Source organism: Pseudarthrobacter sp. MDT3-1, from assembly GCF_054510755.1.
In genome coordinates this window covers 75,376-95,154 of sequence record NZ_JBTNDX010000001.1, presented here as the reverse complement: position 1 = coordinate 95,154, position 19,779 = coordinate 75,376, and the positions used below count along the sequence as shown (strand labels likewise).

Annotated in this window: 19 protein-coding genes; 14 read left to right on the top strand and 5 right to left on the bottom strand. The window is 66.4% G+C overall.

The window, feature by feature from the left end:
- Nucleotides 1–7: 7 nt before the first annotated feature.
- Both ACX80X_RS00450 and ACX80X_RS00445 read left to right on the top strand, forming a co-directional pair.
- Nucleotides 8–802, top strand: coding sequence for a sulfite exporter TauE/SafE family protein (locus ACX80X_RS00450; RefSeq protein WP_252600020.1), 795 nt, complete (start codon nucleotides 8–10; stop codon nucleotides 800–802).
- A gap of 65 nt (nucleotides 803–867) precedes the next feature.
- A complete protein-coding gene (locus ACX80X_RS00445; RefSeq protein ID WP_459310935.1) occupies nucleotides 868–2,265 on the top strand; it encodes a pyridoxal phosphate-dependent decarboxylase family protein in 1,398 nt (465 codons plus the stop codon).
- Between the two features lie 84 nt (nucleotides 2,266–2,349).
- Here the strand turns inward: ACX80X_RS00445 and ACX80X_RS00440 are convergent, their stop codons facing one another.
- The 3 genes from ACX80X_RS00440 to ACX80X_RS00430 are packed head-to-tail and all read right to left on the bottom strand — an operon-like array spanning nucleotide 2,350 to nucleotide 5,318.
- Nucleotides 2,350–3,381 (bottom strand): aminoglycoside phosphotransferase family protein, encoded by a 1,032-nt coding sequence (locus tag ACX80X_RS00440; RefSeq protein ID WP_252607886.1) that lies wholly within the window; start codon nucleotides 3,379–3,381, stop codon nucleotides 2,350–2,352.
- Nucleotides 3,378–4,106, bottom strand: a complete 729-nt coding sequence (locus tag ACX80X_RS00435) for a VIT1/CCC1 transporter family protein (protein ID WP_252564829.1) — start codon at nucleotides 4,104–4,106, stop codon at nucleotides 3,378–3,380. Before ACX80X_RS00435 ends, ACX80X_RS00440 begins: the two co-directional genes overlap by 4 nt.
- A gap of 51 nt (nucleotides 4,107–4,157) precedes the next feature.
- A complete protein-coding gene (locus ACX80X_RS00430) occupies nucleotides 4,158–5,318 on the bottom strand; it encodes a DUF4439 domain-containing protein (RefSeq protein WP_459309098.1) in 1,161 nt (386 codons plus the stop codon).
- A 106-nt stretch (nucleotides 5,319–5,424) separates the two neighbouring features.
- On the opposite strand from ACX80X_RS00430, the gene ACX80X_RS00425 reads away from it, so the two are divergent.
- The 5 genes from ACX80X_RS00425 (at nucleotide 5,425) to rbfA (ending at nucleotide 11,445) form a co-directional block, all read left to right on the top strand.
- Nucleotides 5,425–6,039, top strand: coding sequence for a ribosome maturation factor RimP (locus ACX80X_RS00425; protein WP_252613667.1), 615 nt, complete (start codon nucleotides 5,425–5,427; stop codon nucleotides 6,037–6,039).
- A complete protein-coding gene (gene nusA / locus ACX80X_RS00420) occupies nucleotides 6,039–7,019 on the top strand; it encodes a transcription termination factor NusA (protein ID WP_058929500.1) in 981 nt (326 codons plus the stop codon). Before ACX80X_RS00425 ends, nusA begins: the two co-directional genes overlap by 1 nt.
- 170 nt (nucleotides 7,020–7,189) lie before the next feature.
- Entirely contained in the window at nucleotides 7,190–7,567 is a 378-nt protein-coding gene (locus ACX80X_RS00415; protein ID WP_252575299.1) for a YlxR family protein, read from the top strand.
- Between the two features lie 152 nt (nucleotides 7,568–7,719).
- Nucleotides 7,720–10,644 carry a translation initiation factor IF-2 gene (infB, locus tag ACX80X_RS00410; RefSeq protein ID WP_252600025.1) on the top strand — a complete coding sequence of 975 codons (2,925 nt, stop codon included), beginning with the start codon at nucleotides 7,720–7,722 and terminating at the stop codon, nucleotides 10,642–10,644.
- Nucleotides 10,645–10,935: 291 nt separating this feature from the next.
- Complete coding sequence (gene rbfA / locus ACX80X_RS00405; RefSeq protein WP_104063111.1) at nucleotides 10,936–11,445, top strand: 30S ribosome-binding factor RbfA; 510 nt, start codon at nucleotides 10,936–10,938, stop codon at nucleotides 11,443–11,445.
- 73 nt (nucleotides 11,446–11,518) lie between these two features.
- Here the strand turns inward: rbfA and ACX80X_RS00400 are convergent, their stop codons facing one another.
- On the bottom strand, nucleotides 11,519–12,616 hold the full coding sequence (locus tag ACX80X_RS00400; protein ID WP_459309094.1) for a ScyD/ScyE family protein: 1,098 nt from the start codon (nucleotides 12,614–12,616) through the stop codon (nucleotides 11,519–11,521).
- Nucleotides 12,617–12,797: 181 nt separating this feature from the next.
- On the opposite strand from ACX80X_RS00400, the gene ACX80X_RS00395 reads away from it, so the two are divergent.
- On the top strand, nucleotides 12,798–13,283 hold the full coding sequence (locus ACX80X_RS00395) for a nucleoside deaminase (protein WP_058929495.1): 486 nt from the start codon (nucleotides 12,798–12,800) through the stop codon (nucleotides 13,281–13,283).
- A 12-nt stretch (nucleotides 13,284–13,295) separates the two neighbouring features.
- Here the strand turns inward: ACX80X_RS00395 and ACX80X_RS00390 are convergent, their stop codons facing one another.
- Entirely contained in the window at nucleotides 13,296–14,462 is a 1,167-nt protein-coding gene (locus ACX80X_RS00390; protein WP_252600028.1) for a pyridoxal phosphate-dependent aminotransferase, read from the bottom strand.
- Nucleotides 14,463–14,531: 69 nt separating this feature from the next.
- Between ACX80X_RS00390 and truB the strand changes: the two genes are divergently transcribed.
- The 6 genes from truB to ACX80X_RS00360 all read left to right on the top strand — a co-directional run bounded on the left by truB (nucleotide 14,532) and on the right by ACX80X_RS00360 (nucleotide 19,662).
- A complete protein-coding gene (gene truB / locus ACX80X_RS00385; protein ID WP_252611168.1) occupies nucleotides 14,532–15,515 on the top strand; it encodes a tRNA pseudouridine(55) synthase TruB in 984 nt (327 codons plus the stop codon).
- 2 nt (nucleotides 15,516–15,517) lie between these two features.
- The gene (locus ACX80X_RS00380) at nucleotides 15,518–15,871 is read left to right on the top strand and encodes a hypothetical protein (RefSeq protein ID WP_248761780.1); all 354 of its coding nucleotides are present in this window, start codon (nucleotides 15,518–15,520) and stop codon (nucleotides 15,869–15,871) included.
- A gap of 1 nt (nucleotide 15,872) precedes the next feature.
- Nucleotides 15,873–16,343: a hypothetical protein gene (locus ACX80X_RS00375; RefSeq protein ID WP_248761779.1), complete on the top strand. Its 471-nt coding sequence runs from the start codon at nucleotides 15,873–15,875 to the stop codon at nucleotides 16,341–16,343.
- A gap of 184 nt (nucleotides 16,344–16,527) precedes the next feature.
- Nucleotides 16,528–17,511: a bifunctional riboflavin kinase/FAD synthetase gene (locus tag ACX80X_RS00370; protein WP_252600030.1), complete on the top strand. Its 984-nt coding sequence runs from the start codon at nucleotides 16,528–16,530 to the stop codon at nucleotides 17,509–17,511.
- Nucleotides 17,512–17,551: 40 nt separating this feature from the next.
- Complete coding sequence (gene kynA / locus ACX80X_RS00365; RefSeq protein ID WP_058929490.1) at nucleotides 17,552–18,406, top strand: tryptophan 2,3-dioxygenase; 855 nt, start codon at nucleotides 17,552–17,554, stop codon at nucleotides 18,404–18,406.
- An 8-nt stretch (nucleotides 18,407–18,414) separates the two neighbouring features.
- Nucleotides 18,415–19,662 (top strand): kynureninase, encoded by a 1,248-nt coding sequence (locus tag ACX80X_RS00360; RefSeq protein WP_459310988.1) that lies wholly within the window; start codon nucleotides 18,415–18,417, stop codon nucleotides 19,660–19,662.
- The last annotated feature ends 117 nt before the right edge of the window (nucleotides 19,663–19,779 follow it).

Below are 19,779 nucleotides of genomic sequence, written 5' to 3'. Positions count from 1 at the left end.
TGCGGCGGTGATTTCCGGGTTCGAGTCGATCCAGCTCACCACAATCATCCTGATTGTGGTGGCTGGATTTGCTGCCGGCTGGGTGGACGCCGTGGTGGGTGGCGGCGGTCTGCTCCAGCTGCCGGCGATGCTGCTGGTACCCGGGATTACGCCGGTCCAGGCCTTGGCCACCAACAAGATGGGGTCAATTTTCGGCACCGCCACGAGTGCGGTGACGTACTACGGGCGGGTGAAACCGGACCTTCGGACAGCCGTGCCCATGGCGGTGATCGCCCTTGCCGGCAGCTTCGCCGGGGCGGTGCTCGCCGCCACGCTGCCGGCGAGTGTCTTCAAGCCGATCATCGTGGTGGCGCTGGTCGTCGTGGCGCTTTTTACGGCGCTGAAGCCCAACGTCGGTGACCTCACCGTGCTGCGGCACGATGGCCGCACGCACTACGTGGTGGCATGCATGATCGGGGCCGTGATTGGCTTCTATGACGGCCTGATTGGTCCGGGCACCGGCTCCTTCCTCATCATCGCGCTCGTCTCGGCGATGGGCTATGCCTTCCTGGAGGCAAGCGCCAAAGCCAAGATCGTGAACATGGCCACCAACGCCGGCGCCCTGCTGTTCTTCCTGCCCCATGGGTCAATCCTCTGGGGTGTCGGGCTGCTGCTGGGCCTGGCCAACATGGCCGGCGGCTACCTGGGCGCGCGGACTGCCGTGAAGCAGGGAAGCCGCTTCATCCGCGTTGTATTCCTGCTGGTGGTGGGCGCCCTGATCATCAAACTCGGCGTCGACGTCTGGCAGGAAAACCTAGCCTGATAGGGTAGCCGAAACCCTCGCAGCCGGTATCGCCCGCAGCCCCCGGCCGGGCGTACCATGCAGGTATGTCCGCAGGCGGGGAACCCTATTCGGAAGCATTGTCAGTCGCGGCCCCTCGAGCCGCCGAGTGGCTGGCGAGCCTGCCGGACAGGCACGTCGGGCCCGCCCAAAGCGCCCACGATCTCGAGGCTGACTTCTGCGGGCCCCTTCCCGAACAGGGCATGCCCGCCGCAGCTGTGGTTGAGTACCTGGCGGACAAGGCCGAACCGGGACTGATGGCGATGCCCTCGGGGCGCTTTTTCGGTTGGGTGATCGGCGGGACGTTGCCTGCCGCCCTGGCTGCCGACTGGCTGGTCAGCGCCTGGGACCAGAACTCGGGCCTGCGTTACGCCACCCCAGCGATAGCCGCCATCGAGGAGGGGGCCGGCCACTGGCTGCTGGACCTTCTCGGCCTACCGGCGGAATCCGACGTCGGCTTCACTACGGGTGCCACCATGGCCAACTTCACCGGGCTGGCTGCTGCCCGGTGGCGGTTGCTGGCCGATGCCGGCTGGGACCTCGACGGCGATGGCCTGGCAGGCGCCCCGCGGATCCGGTGCTTTGTGGGCCAGGAGCGCCACGAGACCATTGACCTGGGCCTGCGGTACCTCGGCCTCGGCCGGCCCGTCGCGGTCCCCGCAGATGGCCAAGGCAGGCTGCTGGCGGTGGAGCTGGACCGCCTGCTGTCGGAAGGGTCCGGGCCCGCGCTGGTCTGCCTCCAGGCCGGCAACCTCCACTCCGGAGCCTTCGACCCCTTCGACGCCGCCATCGAGGTTGCCCGGCGGCATGGCGCCTGGGTGCACGTGGACGGCGCGTTCGGGCTGTGGGCCGCGGCCGTGCCGGAATTCGTGGACCTCACCCACGGCATGGAGCTGGCCGATTCGTGGGGGACCGACGCCCACAAGACGCTCAACGTCCCGTATGACTGCGGTATTGCCATCGTCAGGGATTCAGCAGCGCTACGCAGCGCCATGGGACTGCAGCACACCAGCTACCTGATCCACGATGTCGAGGGCCCGGGCGACCCGTTTGAAAAAGCGCCGGAGCTCTCGCGCCGCGCCCGCGGCGTACCGGTGTGGGCGGCGCTGAGATCACTGGGCCGGGACGGCGTGGCCAGCCAGGTCCGCGAGTTAGTGCTGCGCGCCTCGCAACTGGCAGAGCAGCTGTCAGCACTGGACGGCGTCGACGTACTCAACACGGTGGACTACACGCAGGTTTCGCTCGCCTTCGGGGACGATGCCACCACGCGCGCCGTGACAGCCCGCGTGATCGAGGACGGCAAGGTCTGGATGTCCGGTTCACACTGGCGGGGCAGGGATGTCCTGCGCGTCTCGGTCAGTAACTGGAGCACTGACGCGGACGACGTCGGCACTGCAGTCGAGGCGGTCAGCTCCGCTTTGGCGGCTGTCCGGGCAGCGGGCTGACCGCCGGCGAGGCCCCATCCGACCACCGGGGAGGCACTGTCCCGCACGGAAGACATCCGTCCTGCCCGGGAGGGCACCCGCCGCTCAGCTGTCGCCCTGCCCCGGCTCAGGCAGGGCGTGCGCCGAGGGGAGACCATCGAGGGTCCGCCCGGCAAGGGTGCTGGCCACCCAGAGTGACCGGGCCAGATCTCCCTGGTGGCGCGGCAAGGACGCGTAGCAGAGGGCGTTCTCCACTTCGCGTGCCACGGCCCACTGGCGCGCAGCTTCGGCGTCGAGGCCGGCCGCGGCGCTGAAGTCCTGGCACCGCCGCCTCAACCCTCCGGCCGGATCGCTCCGGGGCAGGTCGCCGAGACGGTTCCACAGCAGCGGTGCCACCGCGAACTCCGGTTCGCCGATCATGGGCTGCGGGTCGATGGCGACGAAGGCCTCCCCGGGCAGCCCTCCGCTGATGGTGTGGGGCCGGGCCAGGATGTTCAGGAAATGCAGGTCCGTATGGACCAGGACATCGCGGCCCGAGCGGCGGCCAACGGCGCCGCGGGTCTGGCAGACTTCCAGGGCCGCCTCCAGTAGCCAGCGCGGGAACGGGCGGCCCTGCTGTTCCCAGTCGGCGGGCAGGTCGTCGCTCCATTGTTCGGCCCGCCCGGCGATGTGATCGAACTCCTGCCACTGCGGCCGGCCGTCCGGCACCAGGCCCAACTGCCGCATGGTGCCGCCCCACGCCACCGCCGCTTGATCCAGCGGAAGGGTCTGGAGCGAGGAGTCCGGATTCAGCCGCTCCAGCAGCATGGCGCACGTTCCGGCGTCGGATTCCAACAGCCGGACGGCACCGGAGCCGCCCCAGAGTGCCAGCGCATGGCGTTCCATCCGTGCCTCATCGTGGGGAAACGCTATCTTGAGCGCCGCCGGTGTCCCGTCCGTCCGGCGGACTGGAACCACCACGCCGCCGTGGCCATGCCACGGGAGGGCGCCGGCTTCCAGGTCAACAGCCAGTTCCCAATGCTCCAGCCGCCCCTGCACCAGTCCCGGGAGGGAGGAAAGCCAGGCCCGTCCCGCGCTGCTGTGGCTGAAACGCCCGCTGAGGGCTGGCGGGATCGGCACGCCAATCTGGACACTCACAGGACGCCGCTTGCGCTAAGCAGGTTGCCGATGGAGAACGTGGCAGCCAAGGCCAAAGCCCCGCCCGCCACCACCCTGGCGGCGGCCCGCAGCTTCGAACCGCCGCCGATCCAGGCGCCCAGCGCCCCGGTGGCAGCGAGTGCCGCCAGCACGGCCGCGAACGTCAGGGGGACCCGGATGTTCTCCGGCGGCAGCAGGATGGCGGCCATCGGCAGGATGGCGCCGGTGACGAACGCAATCGCCGAAGCAAAGGCTGCATTCCAGGGGCTCACAATGTCTGTTTCGTCGATGTTCAGTTCGGCGGAGAGGTGCGCGCCCAGGGCATCGTGGGCCGTCAGCTCCCGCGCTACTTTCCTTGCTGTGTCCAGGCTCAGCCCCTTGCCCTGGTAGATCGCCGCGAGTTCCTCCAGCTCTTCCTCCGGCTGTTCCTGCAGTTCCAGGCGCTCCTTTTCGATCAGGGCCCGCTGGCTGTCCTTCTGGCTGCTGACGGACACGTACTCGCCCAAGGCCATGGATACAGCTCCACCCACCAGGCCGGCCGTGCCGGCGACGAGGATCGGTCCGGACTGCGTGGTGACACCGGCGACGCCCACCACGATTGCGGCGACCGAGACGATGCCGTCATTGGCACCCAGCACGCCGGCTCGCAGCCAGTTCAGGCGCTGGGCGACGTCGTTTTGGTGGGGCTCATTCTCATGAAGGGCGGGGGCGCCGGCACTGTCCATGCCTCCAGCAAAGCATTAGTGCCTGCGCCTCGCCAGTGTGCCGTGCCTTGGCTACGAATTGCCGGGAGTGCTGGTTGTGGAAGTCCCCGGAGTTGATACAGGCTCCGGCAGTGGCGGCAGGAGTGCTTCGTCCAGGACCATGCCGGGGACCGGGCCTGGCGACGCACGCCAATGGACGGTCCGCCGGGCCGCCGACTGAAGTGCTGAGAGTGCCCATACGCGTTCGCGCCCCTCGCTGAGCGCCACCACGTCGCCGAGTACCGGAAGTGTCCCCGCCTCCAGGGTTCCCAGCCCCGCTGCAGGGTCGGCCAGGAACGCCGGGCTCAGGACATAGCCGGGCTGCCTCGGGGGTACCGTGGCGCAGCGGGACCTGCCCATGGCCTCCGCTTCGCCCCGGAGGACGCCGTGCTGGGCCAGGAAGGTCGACGCCGGAGCAGCGGCCCCGGAGTTAAGCCTGGTCAGCGCGGCCTGGTACGCGTAGACCAGTTCCAGCTCGCCCTGCACGGCCGAGGCCAAGGCTGAGCCGAGGTCCGCGCCAGTGCTGGCGGCGGGGTCGGCTGCTTCGCCGGCACAGCCGGCGGCTACTGATGCCGAAACAGGCAGTGTGGGCGCCGGCGATGCGGGGGAGGAGGGGCCAGACCCCGGGAGCGCAGCCAACGCAATCCCGGTCGCCGAGGCCAGGTCCTCTGCAGCCAGAAGCTGGGCAGTTCCGGTGCCGGCGAGAAGGCGGGCCATGCCGCCGTCGGCCGTTTCGGCATCGTGGAGCCGCTGTGCCCCGCTTGCCTGGAGGGCAGCGGCGAAGTCCGCGGTGGTGGACGGCCGCGTGACGGTGGCCAGCGCCGTGGACGGGGCAGGGACGGGGGCAGTAGCCGCACGGTCCAGGGCAGGATCGCCGGCCGCATCAGCCGGCAGCATCAACGCGCGGGCCTGGACAGTCAGCAAAGTCACAATCCGGGCAAGGGCGGCCGCTTGTGGGGCCGGCGCAGTGGCGCCGGCAGTGCCTTCGAGGTCCAGGCCAGCGGCCCTGAGGTTCAGGGAATCCGCGAACGCGGATGCCCTTGCCTGCTCGGAAAACGGCGGCGCCGCAGGCGGGGACGGTTCGCGGGGGATGAGCACCAATCCGAGGCTCACCACCAGAAGGGCGGCCAGCGCAAAAACGGCGTACTGGAAATAACGCCTGCGGCCGCCGGATTCCTGCGTGTCGTCTTTCACAACAGACCATGTTCTCACGCCTGATGCGAATCTTCGTGCACCACTGTGGCCGGAAAATCGTTAGGCTAGTAGTCACAACATCATCTATTGGAAGGCGGCCGGCATCGTGAGTAATGCAGAAGCCACGACTTCATCAGACGCTACCGGAACGGGTACCGCTGTTGCTGCGCCTGCCAACAATCCCGAAGCCGTCAGGCTCCGGGCGCTGTTGGAACCGGCGGTCCAGGCCAACCGCCTGTACCTCGAGGACGTAACCATCCTGGCCGGTTCACACCGCGTGGTCCACGTGGTGGTTGACCTGCCGCAGGAGGAAACCGGCGGCGTAAACCTCGATGTCATCGCTGACATCTCCAGGGTCCTCTCCGACGTCCTGGACAATGATCCCGCAGACGACGGGCGCCCCTACGACCTCGAGGTTTCCTCCCCGGGCGTCGCGCGTCCCCTCACCGAAGTCCGGCACTGGCACCGCGCCCGGGGCCGGCTGGTCAAGGTCAACGTCATCCAGGGCGAAAACGTCACCGGCAGGGTCCAGTCCGTGGACGATTCCGGCGTCACCATCATCCCGGAGATCGCCGTCAAGAAGGGCATGAAGCCCAAGCAGGGCGAGCCCCAGATTCTTCCTTTCGACAGGATCCGTAACGGAAAAGTCGAGATCGAATTCAGCCACCTCGAAGAAGCTGGTCTGGAACCTGAGCACAATGGACCTTCTGAGGAGGCCTGATGGATATTGACATGAGCGCGCTGAGACTACTGGAGCGTGAGCGCGAAATTCCGCTGGACCTCCTGATCCCCACCATCGAGCAGGCGCTCCTGGTGGCGTACCATAAATCGCCCGGCGCCTTCGAGAAGGCCCGGGCCGAGCTGGACCGCAAGAGCGGCCACGTAACCATCTGGGCAGTGGAGATCGACGACGACGGCGCCCCCATCGGCGAGTTCGAGGACACGCCTGCCGGCTTCGGCCGTATCGCGGCGAGCACCGCACGCCAGATCATCCTGCAGCGCCTGCGCGACGTCGAGGACGACGCCATACTGGGTGAGTTCAAGGGCCGCGAGGGTGAACTTGTGGCCGGCCTGATCCAGCAGGGCAACAACCCGCACATGATCCAGGTCAACCTGGGTTCGGTGGAGGCCCTGCTGCCGCCGCCCGAACAGGTGCCGGGGGAGAAGTACATCCACGGCAACCGGCTCCGCGCCATCGTTATCGATGTCCACCGCGGCACCAAGGGCCCGTCCGTCACCCTGTCCCGTTCACACCCGGGCCTCGTCCGGAAGCTCTTCGAACTGGAGGTCCCGGAGATCGCGGACCGCTCTGTGGAGATCGTGGCACTGGCCCGCGAGGCCGGCCACCGTACCAAGATCGCGGTCAAGGCCCACACCCAGGGCATCAACGCCAAGGGCGCCTGCATCGGCGAAATGGGTTCCCGCGTCCGCGCCGTTATGACGGAACTGAACGACGAAAAAATCGACATCGTCGACTTCAGCGAGGATCCGGCAACGTTTATTGCCAGTGCACTCTCCCCTTCGCGTGTGAATTCGGTCACTATCGTGGACGAGGCCACCCGCTCCGCGCGTGTGGTGGTCCCGGACTACCAGCTCTCGCTGGCCATCGGCAAAGAGGGCCAGAACGCCCGGCTGGCGGCCAAGCTGACGGGCTGGCGAATCGATATTGTCTCGGACGCTGCCCCGGCGCGCGAAAGCTAATCCGGTTCCGGGGCTTCGGCCGGCGGCGGATACCTCCGGCCGAAGCCCCGGTTTCGGGCAGAACTGCCCGGAGGGGCTAGAATAGACATGACCGCGCCTAACGGCCGGTATTCGTGTGCCCTGAGAATTCCCGTTCCGCCGATGCGGTTGGGGCCTCAGGGCCGGCAGTTATGAACGTCAGGAAGATACTCACCGTGGCAGAAGTGCTTCACACCGAGGATCAACCGCAGCGTACCTGCATCGGATGCCGGAAGCAGGCACCGCGGTCTGAGTTACTCCGGCTCGTCGCCGAAGGCAGCGGTTCCACCGCAGTGCTGGTAGACGAACGACGCCGGATGGCTGGCAGGGGTGCATGGCTGCACCCCAGCGAAGCGTGCCTGGCCCTGGCGGTCAAGCGGCGAGCATTCGGAAGGGCCCTCAACGGCGCAACCGGGTCCACCGCCGTCGAACGCCGGATCATGGCAGGCAAGCAGGACGCCGGCCCGTTGCAGGTACCCCTGGTAGCTGCAGCAAAAACCGTCCAACCTGAAAGCGGGTCAGAAAACTGATGGAAACCCGATGAGTTCCCAGCGATGAGTGCGCAACGATGACAACTTTGTTGCGCTCTGCAATGGGCCCTGTAGTTGCAACCGCGGCTGGGGCCCGCAGTAAGAAGTAGACGGTTCGTGCCTGGCTCGGTGCGGACCGAGACAGGAGAAATGTGGCCAAGGTCCGCGTACACGAGCTTGCTAAAGAGCTCGGTATTACTTCCAAAGATGCAGTAACCAAACTGCAGGAACTGGGCGAATTCGTTCGCTCCGCTTCTTCAACCATTGAGGCCCCGGTGGTGCGGAAACTCCGCAACGCCTACCCCGACGCAGCTGCCAAGACCGCAGCTCCGGCAGCCGCGCCCAAGGCGCCTGCCCCGTCGGCCGACACACGACCGGCAGCACCTGCTCCGGGCCCCGCAGCTCCCTCAGCCCCGGCGGCACCAGCTGCTGCGGCTCCGGCTGCACCCGCTGCCGTTTCCGCAGCTCCGGCAGCACCTGCCGCAGCACCGGTTGCGTCAGCCCCGGCCGCAAGCGCACCGTCCACCGGCGCCAAGCCCGGTGCCCGTCCGGCACCGAAGGCTGAAGCCCCGGCCGCACCGACCCGCTCCGGCGGATCAACACAGGGTGGTTCGCAGGGCGGCTCCGCACCGCGTCCCGGCGGTCCCCGTCCGGGCAACAACCCGTTCGCCACGTCCCAGGGCATGCCCCGCGGCCGCGGTGGCGACGGAGAGCGTGCTCCCCGTCCGGGTAACAACCCGTTCGCTCCTTCGCAGGGCATGCCCCGCGCGGGTGGAAGCCGTCCCGACGGCGACCGTCCGGGTGGTCCGCGTCCCGCGGCCGGTGCCGGTGGTCCCCGTCCGGGTGGTCCGCGTCCCGCAGCCGGTGCCGGTGGCCCCCGTCCGGGTGGTCCGCGTCCCGCAGCAGGCGCCGGCGGCGCTGGTGGTCCGCGTACCGCGGGTGCCGGTGGAAACCGTCCTACTCCGGGCATGATGCCCAACCGCACTGAGCGTCCCGCACCCGCTGGTGCAGGCCGTCCCGGTGGCGGCGCCCGTGGTCCCGGACGTCCGGGTGGCGCTCCAGGCACCGGTGGCGCACCGGGTGCCGGTGGCGGCGCTCCGGCCGGCGGTGGCTTCGGCAAGGGTGGCCGCGGTCGCGGTGGCACCCAGGGTGCTTTCGGTAAGGGCGGCGCAGGCCGCGGCAAGCAGCGCAAGTCGAAGCGTGCCAAGCGCCAGGAACTCGAGCAGATGAGTGCCCCGTCGCTGGGTGGCGTGAGCGTACCCCGCGGCGACGGCAACACCGTAGTCCGACTTCGCCGTGGCTCGTCCATTACGGACTTCGCCGACAAGATCGAGGCGAACCCCGCAGCACTGGTGACGGTCCTCTTCCACCTCGGCGAAATGGCCACGGCCACGCAGTCGCTGGATGAAGAGACCTTCGCACTGCTCGGCGAGGAGCTTGGCTACAAGCTCCAGGTTGTCTCGCCGGAGGACGAGGAGCGCGAGCTGCTCTCCGGTTTCGACATCGACTTCGAAGCAGAACTCGAAGCCGAAGGCGACGAAGACCTTGAGGCACGTCCTCCGGTTGTCACCGTTATGGGCCACGTTGACCACGGTAAAACCCGCCTGCTCGATGCCATCCGCAAGTCCGACGTTATGGCGGGCGAGCACGGCGGCATCACGCAGCACATCGGTGCTTACCAGGTCACGCACACCCACGAAGACATCGACCGTAAGATCACCTTCATCGATACTCCGGGCCACGAGGCGTTCACCGCCATGCGTGCTCGTGGTGCGAAGGTCACCGACATCGCCATCCTGGTGGTCGCAGCGGACGACGGCGTAATGCCGCAGACCGTTGAGGCACTCAACCACGCGCAGGCTGCAAATGTGCCGATCGTGGTGGCTGTGAACAAGATCGACAAGGAAGGCGCCAACCCGGAGAAGGTCCGCGGCCAGCTGACCGAGTACGGCCTGGTTCCCGAAGAATACGGTGGCGACACCATGTTCGTGGAGGTCTCTGCCCGCCAGAACCTCAACATTGACGAGCTGCTCGAGGCTGTCCTGCTCACCGCGGACGCTGCCCTGGACATGCGCGCCAACCCGAACAAGGACGCCCGCGGTATCGCGATCGAAGCCAACCTGGACAAGGGCCGCGGTTCCGTGGCCACCGTCCTGGTGCAGTCCGGCACCCTGCGTGTCGGTGACACGATCGTGGCCGGTACGGCTCACGGCCGCGTCCGCGCCATGTTCGACGACGACGGCAGTGTCCTGACCGAGGCCGGCCCGTCCCGCCCCGTGCAGGTTCTGGGTCTGTCCAACGTGCCGCGCGCCGGTGACACCTTCTTTGTGACCGCTGACGAGCGCACCGCCCGGCAGATCGCCGAGAAGCGTGAAGCAGCCGACCGCAACGCCGCCCTCGCCAAGCGCCGCAAGCGCATCAGCCTGGAAGACTTCGACCAGGCCGTGGCCGACGGCAAGATCGACACCCTCAACCTCATCCTCAAGGGTGACGTGTCCGGTGCCGTGGAAGCCCTCGAAGACGCACTGCTCAAGATCGACGTCGGCGAAGGCGTGCAGCTGCGCGTCATCCACCGCGGCGTTGGTGCTATCACGCAGAACGACGTCAACCTGGCAACGGTCGACAGCGCCGTTATCATCGGCTTCAACGTCAAGCCTGCCGAGCGGGTTGCCGAACTGGCAGACCGCGAAGGCGTGGACATGCGCTTCTACTCCGTCATCTACGCAGCAATCGATGACATCGAGATGGCCCTCAAGGGCATGCTCAAGCCGGAGTACGAAGAGGTCCAGCTGGGCACCGCCGAGGTCCGCGAAGTCTTCCGCTCTTCCAAGTTCGGAAACATCGCCGGTTCCATCGTTCGCTCGGGCATCATCCGACGCAACACGAAGGCCCGCATCAGCCGCGACGGCAAGATCATCGGTGAGAACCTCACCGTTGAGACGCTCAAGCGCTTCAAGGACGACGCCACTGAGGTCCGCACGGACTTCGAGTGTGGTATCGGTCTTGGTTCGTTCAACGACATCACCGAGGGCGACATCATCGAGACCTTCGAGATGCGCGAAAAGCCGCGCGTCTAGGGTTCGTTGCTTGACGGGTCGGGGGCGTCGGATTTTTCCGGCGACCCCGCCCTTTCCGCCGCAGAGGGGGCCCCGCCCCTACGACGGACGGCCAGCGATCTACGATCGTTGGCCGTCCGTCTCCGGCAGGCCCGATGCCACTCCCGGGCCCCCTCAACGGCTCCAAAGGGCCGCCGGAAAAACCCAACGGGAGTCCGTCGTAGACTCGCCTTTAGTGCGTGGCAGATAACTGAAACGTGCGACGTGGCCCATTTGGCCGCCGTCGTACATCCCAAATTTTTAGGAGTGGAAATGGCTGATCCCGCACGGGCTGCCAAGTTGGCGCAGCGGATTAAGGTTGTTGTTGCTGAGGCCTTGGGCCGGAAGGTTAAGGATCCTCGGCTGGAGGGCATTACTGTTACTGATGCCCGGGTGACCAATGATCTGCAGCATGCCACGATCTACTACACCGTTTTCGGCGACCAGGCTGTGCAGGCCGATGCTGCCAAGGGCCTGGAGAAGGCCAAGGGTGTGCTCCGCCAGGAGGTGGGGCGCAACGTGACTGTCCGCCTGACGCCGACGCTTGAATTTGTGGCGGACCAGATCCCCGTCGTTGCCTCAAACCTGGAGGACCTGCTCCGGGCCGCCAAGAAGCGCGACGCCGAGGTGGCTGCGCTGGCCGAAAACGCCAAGCACGCCGGCGAGGCCGACCCGTACAAGAGCGACATTCCCGCCGATGTGGAGATCGATGAGGACGACTTCGACGAAGAGGATATTGACCTCACCGACGACGAAGACCTCGACGAAGACGCCAACAAGTAGCTTGACGCGAAGAAGGCCCGGACCCGAAGTTGGGTCCGGGTCTTTTTCGTCTGCGGGATGTTCCCTGCGTTTCCTACCGGATACTGGCCTTCAGGACCGTTCCCGCGGTGAGGTCAGCGAAGCTGAAACCGGCTGTGGCATAGAGGGTTTTCCCTCTCAGCTCCACCGCGGCAGGACCGTCGACGGCCAGGAACTGTGACTGTTCGCGGGTCCAGGCGTCGATCCTGACGATCTCATTGCCGAACATGGAAGCTGCGTAGACGTCCCCACTGCCGGATACGGCTATGCCCGTGGGGCTCAGGATCTCATCGGCCCACAGGTGGATCGCCCCGGTCCATGGATTGACCCGGAAGATGGCACCGCGGTGGCCCAGGGAAGGATCCTCCGGACCGCCCGGCAGCGACGAGACGTACAGCCAGCCGTCGGGGCCGATCTCTACATCGGTGGGCACCGGTTCAAATGCGTAGTCGTGTCCGACAACGCAGGACGGGAAGCCAACAGCCGAGGCAGCCTCTGCAGTGGCTTCCGCCGGACGCGGAGGCAGGACCGCGAGGGTGGAAGTCTCCCCGGTGGCGGCGTTGACCTTGAGGATGGCATTCATCCCGGCGTCGGCCACGAAGACGGTATTGCCATGAACCGCTGCGGCATAGGGGTGTGAGTCGACCGCCCCGGAGTATTGTGCCGGCGGGAACGGCGCCGTAATTTGGGCCAGGCACTCGGCGGTCACGTCGGATCCGAAGCCGTAGTCCTGGAATCCGTCCGGGTTGTTCTGACGCTCGTAGGTCGCGAGGTCCACAATGGTCCTGACCTCCCCGCGCCTGTCGATTGACTTCAAATAGCCGGCCAGTGCTGTGGGATCTCCGCCGCCTCCCCCGACGCTTTCGACGAAAAACGTGGTGGTGCCCCGTGTCTCAACACCGCCAACGTCCCAGCCCGCATTCGTGTAAACGTTGGTCGTTTGCCCGTCATCCTCGACGCGGTCCAGCGTGCCCGCAAAGTTCTGCGTGATGAGGACGCTCTTGCCAGGACCCAAGGCCAGGCTCAACGGCGTCATCAGGTGCTCCGCCAGGGTTTCGGGTCCGGACGGTTTCTGCTTAGCCGTGGCGGGCGCGACGGGGATGATCATCGCCGCTGCTGCCAGGCACGCGACGATCGGAAACTTCTTGTTCATTGGATCCTCCGGAGTTGACGTGCACCCCGTCGCCGGGGCCTGGCCTGAGACCAAGTCAAAGCGATCCGAACTGCCCCCGGCGCTAGGCTAGTCCCGCGAAAGCAATGACGTCGACGGCATTTCCCCCTAATGTCCCCCCTATTTTGAACCGGAAATCCTGGCTCATGGCTAGGATCTAGTTATGACGCAGGCGAGCGACAACCACGAGGCCACCCGATACCTGGAACAGGCCATTGAGCTGGCTGTCCGGAACGTCTCCGACGGTGGCGGCCCGTTCGGTGCGCTGGTTGTGACCCCGGATGGGCGGGTCCATGAAGGCACCAACCGGGTCACCCGGGACAACGACCCCACCGCGCATGCCGAAGTGGTGGCAATCCGCGCTGCGGCAGCCGCAGGCGCCACGTTCGACCTGAGCGGCGCCGTGCTCTACACCAGCTGCGAGCCGTGCCCGCTGTGCCTGTCAGCCGCACTGTGGGCGCGGATTGATCGAGTCTATTTTGCGGCCGACCGCCATGGTGCAGCCGCGGCCGGTTTCGACGACGCCGTGTTCTACGAGTATTTCAACGGCACGCGTCCGGAACTTCTGCCGGTCGCCCAAACCGCCATTCCGGCGTCGGACGCTCCGTTTGACGCGTGGCGCCGCAACACGAAACGCAAGGATTACTAACCAGGTGCCGGATCATGAATCCTGGCGTTCAGGCAGCCTGCCGACACCCTCCACCAAATCGTTGCGGGTACCGCACAGCGCGATCCGTACCCAGCCCTCGCCGATCGAGCCAAAGGCAGTTCCCGGCGCAAGCGCAACGCCGGAATCGGCCAGGAACCTGCGGGCCCAGCTGCGGACGTCCCCGTCGCTGACATGGGAGACGTTGGCCCACAGATAGAAGGCTCCCTGTGCACTCAGGTACGGGATTCGCTTGTCCTCCAGCACTGCTGAGGCCGCGTCCCGGTTGGCCCGGTAGTGGTCGTGGGCGTGACCGACGTAGTCCTGCGGGCCTGTCAGTGCCGCGAGCGCGGCGTACTGCGACGGCGAGGCAACGCAGGAGACAATCGCTTCCATCACGTTGTTCATCTTCTGCTCCAGCCCCGGCGGACAGACCAGGGCGCCGATCCTCAGGCCGGTGAGGCCGTACGTCTTCGAGAGAGTCAGCGACGTGAACACGCGCGCCTCGCCGGGCACGTCGCTGTCGAACCGGGCCGGGCTGACGTGGGGGACGTCGTAAGTGAAGGCCTCGTAGCATTCGTCGGAAATGATCCAGAGATCGCGCTTGCGGGCCAGGTCCACAAGTTGCCGGGTCAGGTCCTCGCCGAGGACGGCGCCCAGCGGGTTGGACGGGGAATTCAGGATGAGCACCCGGGTCCGGTCCGTGATGAGCGCTTCAATGTCCTGGATCCGCGGCTGGAAGTCATGCTCGGGATACAGCGGGTAGCCCACCGGCACGGCATTCAGGAGCCGGCTGGTCATGGCGAACGTGGGGTAGCCGGGGTTCGGGATCAGGATTTCGTCGCCGGGGGAGAGCAGGAGGCTCATGGCGAAGTGCAGGCCCTGTTGCGCTCCGTCCACCACGTAGACGCGCTCGGCACCGAGGCCGGTGTTGAGTCCGGCGCGTTCACGGAACCGGGTGGCGAACGCTTCACGGAGGGCCGGGATGCCGGCGTTGGGCGTGTAATTCGTTTCGTCCCGGTCGAGGCACGCCATGCCGGCTTCCAGGATGTGGCGGGGGAGCGCGAAGCCCGGCTCGCCGATGCTCAGGACGATGGCCCCGGGAGTATGCCAGGCGGCCTCGGTGATTTCGCGGATCTGGTTGACGGGGACGTCGCGCGCGTGCGCCGCAAGCTCAGGCATGGATGCCATCCTAGCCGCCACCCGCGCACCTGGGCGGGGTCCGTCGCCAGCGCCGATATACTGGGAAGCGTGCTTTCTGGACTGGTGATAGTGGACAAACCGCAGGGATGGACCAGCCATGATGTGGTTGGTCGGATGCGGCGTCTCGCCGGGACCCGGAAAGTGGGGCACGCCGGCACCCTTGATCCCATGGCTACCGGCGTCCTGGTGGTCGGCATCAACAAGGCCACCCGGCTCTTGACCTACATCGTGGGCACGTCCAAGACGTACACGGCAACCATCCGGTTGGGCCAGTCCACTATCACGGACGACGCCGAAGGTGACGTGATTGCCGCCGTCAGTGCCGCCGCCGTCGCCGATGAAGCAATTCACGACGGCGTCGCCGCCCTCACGGGTGAAATCCAGCAGGTGCCCAGCAGCGTCAGCGCCATTAAAGTCAACGGAGAACGTGCCTACGCCCGGGTCCGCTCCGGTGAAGAGGTAAAGCTCGCGGCGCGCCCGGTCACCATCCACCGTTTCGAAGTTCACGCCATCAACCGGGAAGCGGGCGGCGACGTCGTGGACATTGATGTCACCGTTGAGTGCTCATCCGGTACCTATATCCGCGCCCTCGCCCGTGACCTCGGCGACGGGCTGGGAGTGGGCGGCCACCTGACCGCCCTCCGCCGGACCCACGTTGGCCCGTACTCGCTGGACCAGGCCCGGACGTTGGAACAGCTGGCCGAGGAGCTGAATGTCCTGGAGATGTCCCAGGCCGCCCGGGCACTGATGCCTAACCGCGAACTCACAGCGGAGGAGGCCAGAGAGATTTCCTTCGGACGCCGGATCGCAGCGGGAGCGGAAGCAGGAGATCCCGCGGCTGCCACCACTGAGCACCCGGCAGCAGCGTTCGCGCCGGACGGCAGCCTCGTGGCGCTCCTGGCGGACTCCGGAAACTTTGCCAAGCCTGTCCTGGTATTCGCGCCTGGCAACGGTGCGTCAGAAAAAACTGCGGCCCGGAATGCTGCGCCCGAGAATGTTGTGCCTGAAGATGCTGCGGGCGGGGACGCTTAGGCATGGACGCCTATTTCTACATCATCCTGGTGGTCGGCCTGCTCTCCAGCGGAATCTGCCTCGGTGCCGGCATCCTGAAAAAAGCCCCCAACGATCTCACCATCCTGTCCGTTGCCGCCGTCGAGCTGGCACTGCTGGTTTACCTGGTGGGTTCGATCGTGCGGGTGATCGCGGGCGAACCGATTGCCGGGGAAGCCTGGGAATTCTGGGGATACCTGGCCACGGCGATGCTCCTGCCGCCGGCAGCCGTGTACTGGTCCATCCTGGAACGGACCCGCTGGAGCAACTTTGTCCTCGCCGCCGTCGGTGTCACGGCCTTGGTGATGGCCGCCCGCATGAACCAGATCTGGTACTGAAATGGAAGAAGTACGCAACGTGAAAGCACCTCGTTCCGAAGCCGCCCGTGCCAAGGCAGACGCCAAGGCCGGCGTCAAGGACACTCGGAACACCGGCCCCGGACGCCTGCTCATCGCCGTCTATGCAGTGTTTGCCATTTCGGCCACCGCACGCGCCGGTTACCAGATCCTTACCAAGTTCTCCGAAGCCCCGCTCGCCTACCTGCTTTCCGCGTTCGCGGCGCTGGTCTACGTTGTGGCAACGGTGTCCCTGGCCAAGCCCGGCCGCACCTGGTTCAAGATCTCGCTGGCCGCCGTCCTGGTGGAACTTGTGGGCGTGCTGGTAGTGGGGGCGTTGAGCGTGTTTGATTCTGTGGCGTTCCCGCATGAGACCGTCTGGTCCCTTTTTGGCCGGGGGTACGCGTTCATTCCGCTGCTGCTGCCTGTCCTGGGTCTGGTGTGGCTGTACCGGCGCCGGCCGAACCAGCAGTAGACCGCACCAGCGGCAAACAGCACCAGCGATCGGCCGCCGCGGTCGGGCCTCCGGACATGTCCGCGCGTGCCCTCCAGTTGGCCCGGCGCCGTCCGGCAGCAGTACTGAATGCGGGTAATCTAGAGAGTTCCGGCGCCGGTGCGTTCGGAGAGATGTCAGTTTTAGGCAGTAAAAGGCGAGGGTGATGGTCTACATCTGGAACGATCCGTCCGAGGTCCCGGCGGACTTTGGTCCCTCCGTTGTCACTTTTGGCAACTTCGACGGCGTCCATCGCGGGCACCAGCAAGTCCTTTCCGAGCTAATCCGCTCGGCCCGCTTCAACGGGACGAAGGCCGTTGCCGTCACCTTTGACCCGCACCCGGCCTTGATCCACCGCCCGGAGTCCGCGCCTGAAATGATCATGGGCCTGCAGGACAAACTGGTCGCATTGGGGGAGCTGGGCCTGGATGCAATTTTGGTGATGAAGTACTCGCTGAACCTGGCCAGTCTCACCCCTGAAGAATTTGTGAGCCAGGTCCTGGTGGACAGCCTGCACGCCAGCCACGTGGTGATCGGTCACGATTCCCGGTTCGGCCGGGGCAACTCCGGTGACCTTGACACCATGAAGCAACTGGGCGAAAAGTTCGACTTCGACGTCCAGGTCATCAGCGAGTTCGGTTCGGAAGGCTACCCGCTGCATGACGACGACGGCACCGACCGCCGCTGCTCCTCCACCTGGGTGCGTGAAGCATTGCAGGAAGGCGACGTCGCCACCGCCGCCGCGGTGCTGGGACGACCGCACCGCATGCGCGGGGAGGTTGTCCACGGTGCTGCCCGCGGCCGCGTACTCGGGTTCCCCACCGCTAACCTTGCCCACGAGGCCACCGGGTTCATCCCCGCGGACGGCATCTACGCCGGCTGGCTGGTGGACCAGGCGGGCACTCGCTGGCCGGCGGCCATCTCGGTGGGGTCCAATCCCACGTTCGACGGCGTCAGCCGCCAGGTCGAAGCCCATGTGATTGACCGTCCGCACGAGGCCGTGGAGGATTTCGATCTGTACGGCCAGACAGTAGTGGTCGAATTTGTGGCCCGGCTCCGCGGCATGGTGGCATACCGTGGGCCGGAGGCGCTTGTTGACCAGATGCGTCTGGACGTTATTCAGGCCCACGATCTCCTGGTGCGGCGCTGACCCGGTCCCACCAGCACCGAACACCCAGAGAGGCAGCACCGTGGCCGTCGAGAAGAACACCCGCAAACTGGACAAAGGCATAGTCCGCGATTTCAGTTCCCGGATGAGCTACGCGTCCTACCTCCAGCTGCCCACCCTGCTCAGCGCACAGCAACCTGTCAGCACGCCCGAACACCACGACGAGCTGCTGTTCATCATCCAGCACCAGACCACCGAGCTGTGGCTGAAGCTGGTGCTGCACGAGCTCCGCAGCGCCGCGGCCTGGCTGCGCGCAGACGATCTCGGCTCCGCGCTCAAAGGCATCGCCCGGGTCAAGCACATCCAAAAAACCCTGACGGAGCAATGGTCCGTCCTGGCCACGCTGACGCCCACGGAGTACTCCCAGTTCCGCGGGTTCCTGGGCAACTCCTCCGGATTCCAGTCCAGCCAATACCGGGCCGTGGAGTTTATCCTCGGCAACAAAAACCGAAAAATGCTGCCGGTCTTCGAATCTGACCCGGACGCGCACGCCATGCTGGAGGACGTGCTTAAGGCGCCCAGCATCTACGACGAGTTCCTGGCCTACCTGGCCCGGCAGGGCTTCGACGTGCCACAGTCCGTCCTGGAGCGGGACGTCACCCGTGCCCACGAGTTCTGCCCTGAGCTGGTGCCGCTGTTCAAGCACATCTACGAAAACGCCGCCGCTAACTGGGGTGCGTACGAGGCGTGCGAGGAACTGGTGGACCTGGAGGATAATTTCCAGCTCTGGCGGTTCCGGCACCTGCGAACCGTCCAGCGGACCATCGGGATGAAATCTGGAACCGGGGGATCCAGCGGCGCTGCCTTCCTGCAAAAGGCCCTTGAGCTCACCTTCTTCCCGGAACTGTTCGCCGTACGAACGGAGATCGGCCAGTGAGCAGCGCAATGGACGCGAACATGGAGAACCACGACGCCGCCGACCTCCTTGAGCAGGCCGCGCAACTGGATGCAGGCGACCCGTTGGCGCGCTACCGCGGCCTCTTCATCGGGACGGACACGGACCTTTCCTACCTCGACGGCAATTCCCTGGGCCGCCCGCTGAAGCGGACACAACGGGACATCAGCACCTTTATCGGGGAAGGCTGGGGCGGCCGGCTCATCCGTGGCTGGGATGAGGAATGGCTGGACCTGCCCCAGACCATCGGCGATCAGCTGGGCCGCGCTGTCCTCGGCGCAGCCCGGGGCCAGACCGTCATCGCCGACTCAACCACGGTGGTGCTCTACAAACTGATCCGCGCCGCGCTGGCCACCGTGGCTGACCCCGCCCGCACAGAGTTCGTCCTGGACACGGATAACTTCCCCACGGACCGCTACCTGGTCGAGGGCATCGCCCGCGAGGAAGGCCTGACCCTGCGGTGGATCGAAGCCGATCCTGCGTCCGGAGTCACCGTCGAACAGGTGCGGGACGCGACCGGCCCGGCCACCGCCGTCGTACTTCTGAGCCACGTGGCCTACCGCTCAGGCTTCCTGGCCGACCTTCCGGGCATCACGGAAGTTGCACACAGCGCGGGGGCGCTGGTGGTCTGGGACGTGTGCCACTCCGCCGGATCCGTGGAGCTGGACCTGGACGGGGCAAACGTGGATTTTGCCGCGGGCTGCACCTACAAATACCTCAACGGGGGACCGGGCTCGCCGGCGTTCGCCTACGTCAATCGCAGGCACCTGCCCGGTCTGAAACAGCCGATCTGGGGCTGGATGGGACGCAAGGACGCGTTCGAGATGGCCGCAGGCTACGAGCCGGCGCCCGGTATCCGGAGTTTCCTCAGCGGCACTCCGGCCACCTTCGGGATGTTGGCCATGCGCGGCACCCTGGACCTCATCGAAGAGGCCGGCATGGCTGCCATCCGGGAGAAGTCCCTAAAACTCACAGCCTTCGCCGTTCAGCTGTTTGAGGCATGGCTGGAACCGGCGGGCGTCGAGCTGGCGTCGCCGCGTGAGCCGGAGCTTCGCGGGAGCCACATCACCGTGGATCATCCGGCGTTCCGGAACGTGACGGCGGCGCTGTGGGAACAGGACGTCATCCCGGACTTCCGCGCACCACACGGGATCCGCGTGGGGTTGTCGCCCTTGAGCACCAGCTTCGCGGAGCTGTTCCGGGGGATGGCCGCCATCCGGGATCAGCTGCGTCGCTGAGCCACGGGCATTTGGTGACGGCCTTTTGGGGACGGCCGCGGCTGACGGCGGCGGCTGTTTCGACAAGATTGCGGCGGGGCCGGTAAACTAGCAGATGGATCCGGCTGCAGTCCGTGG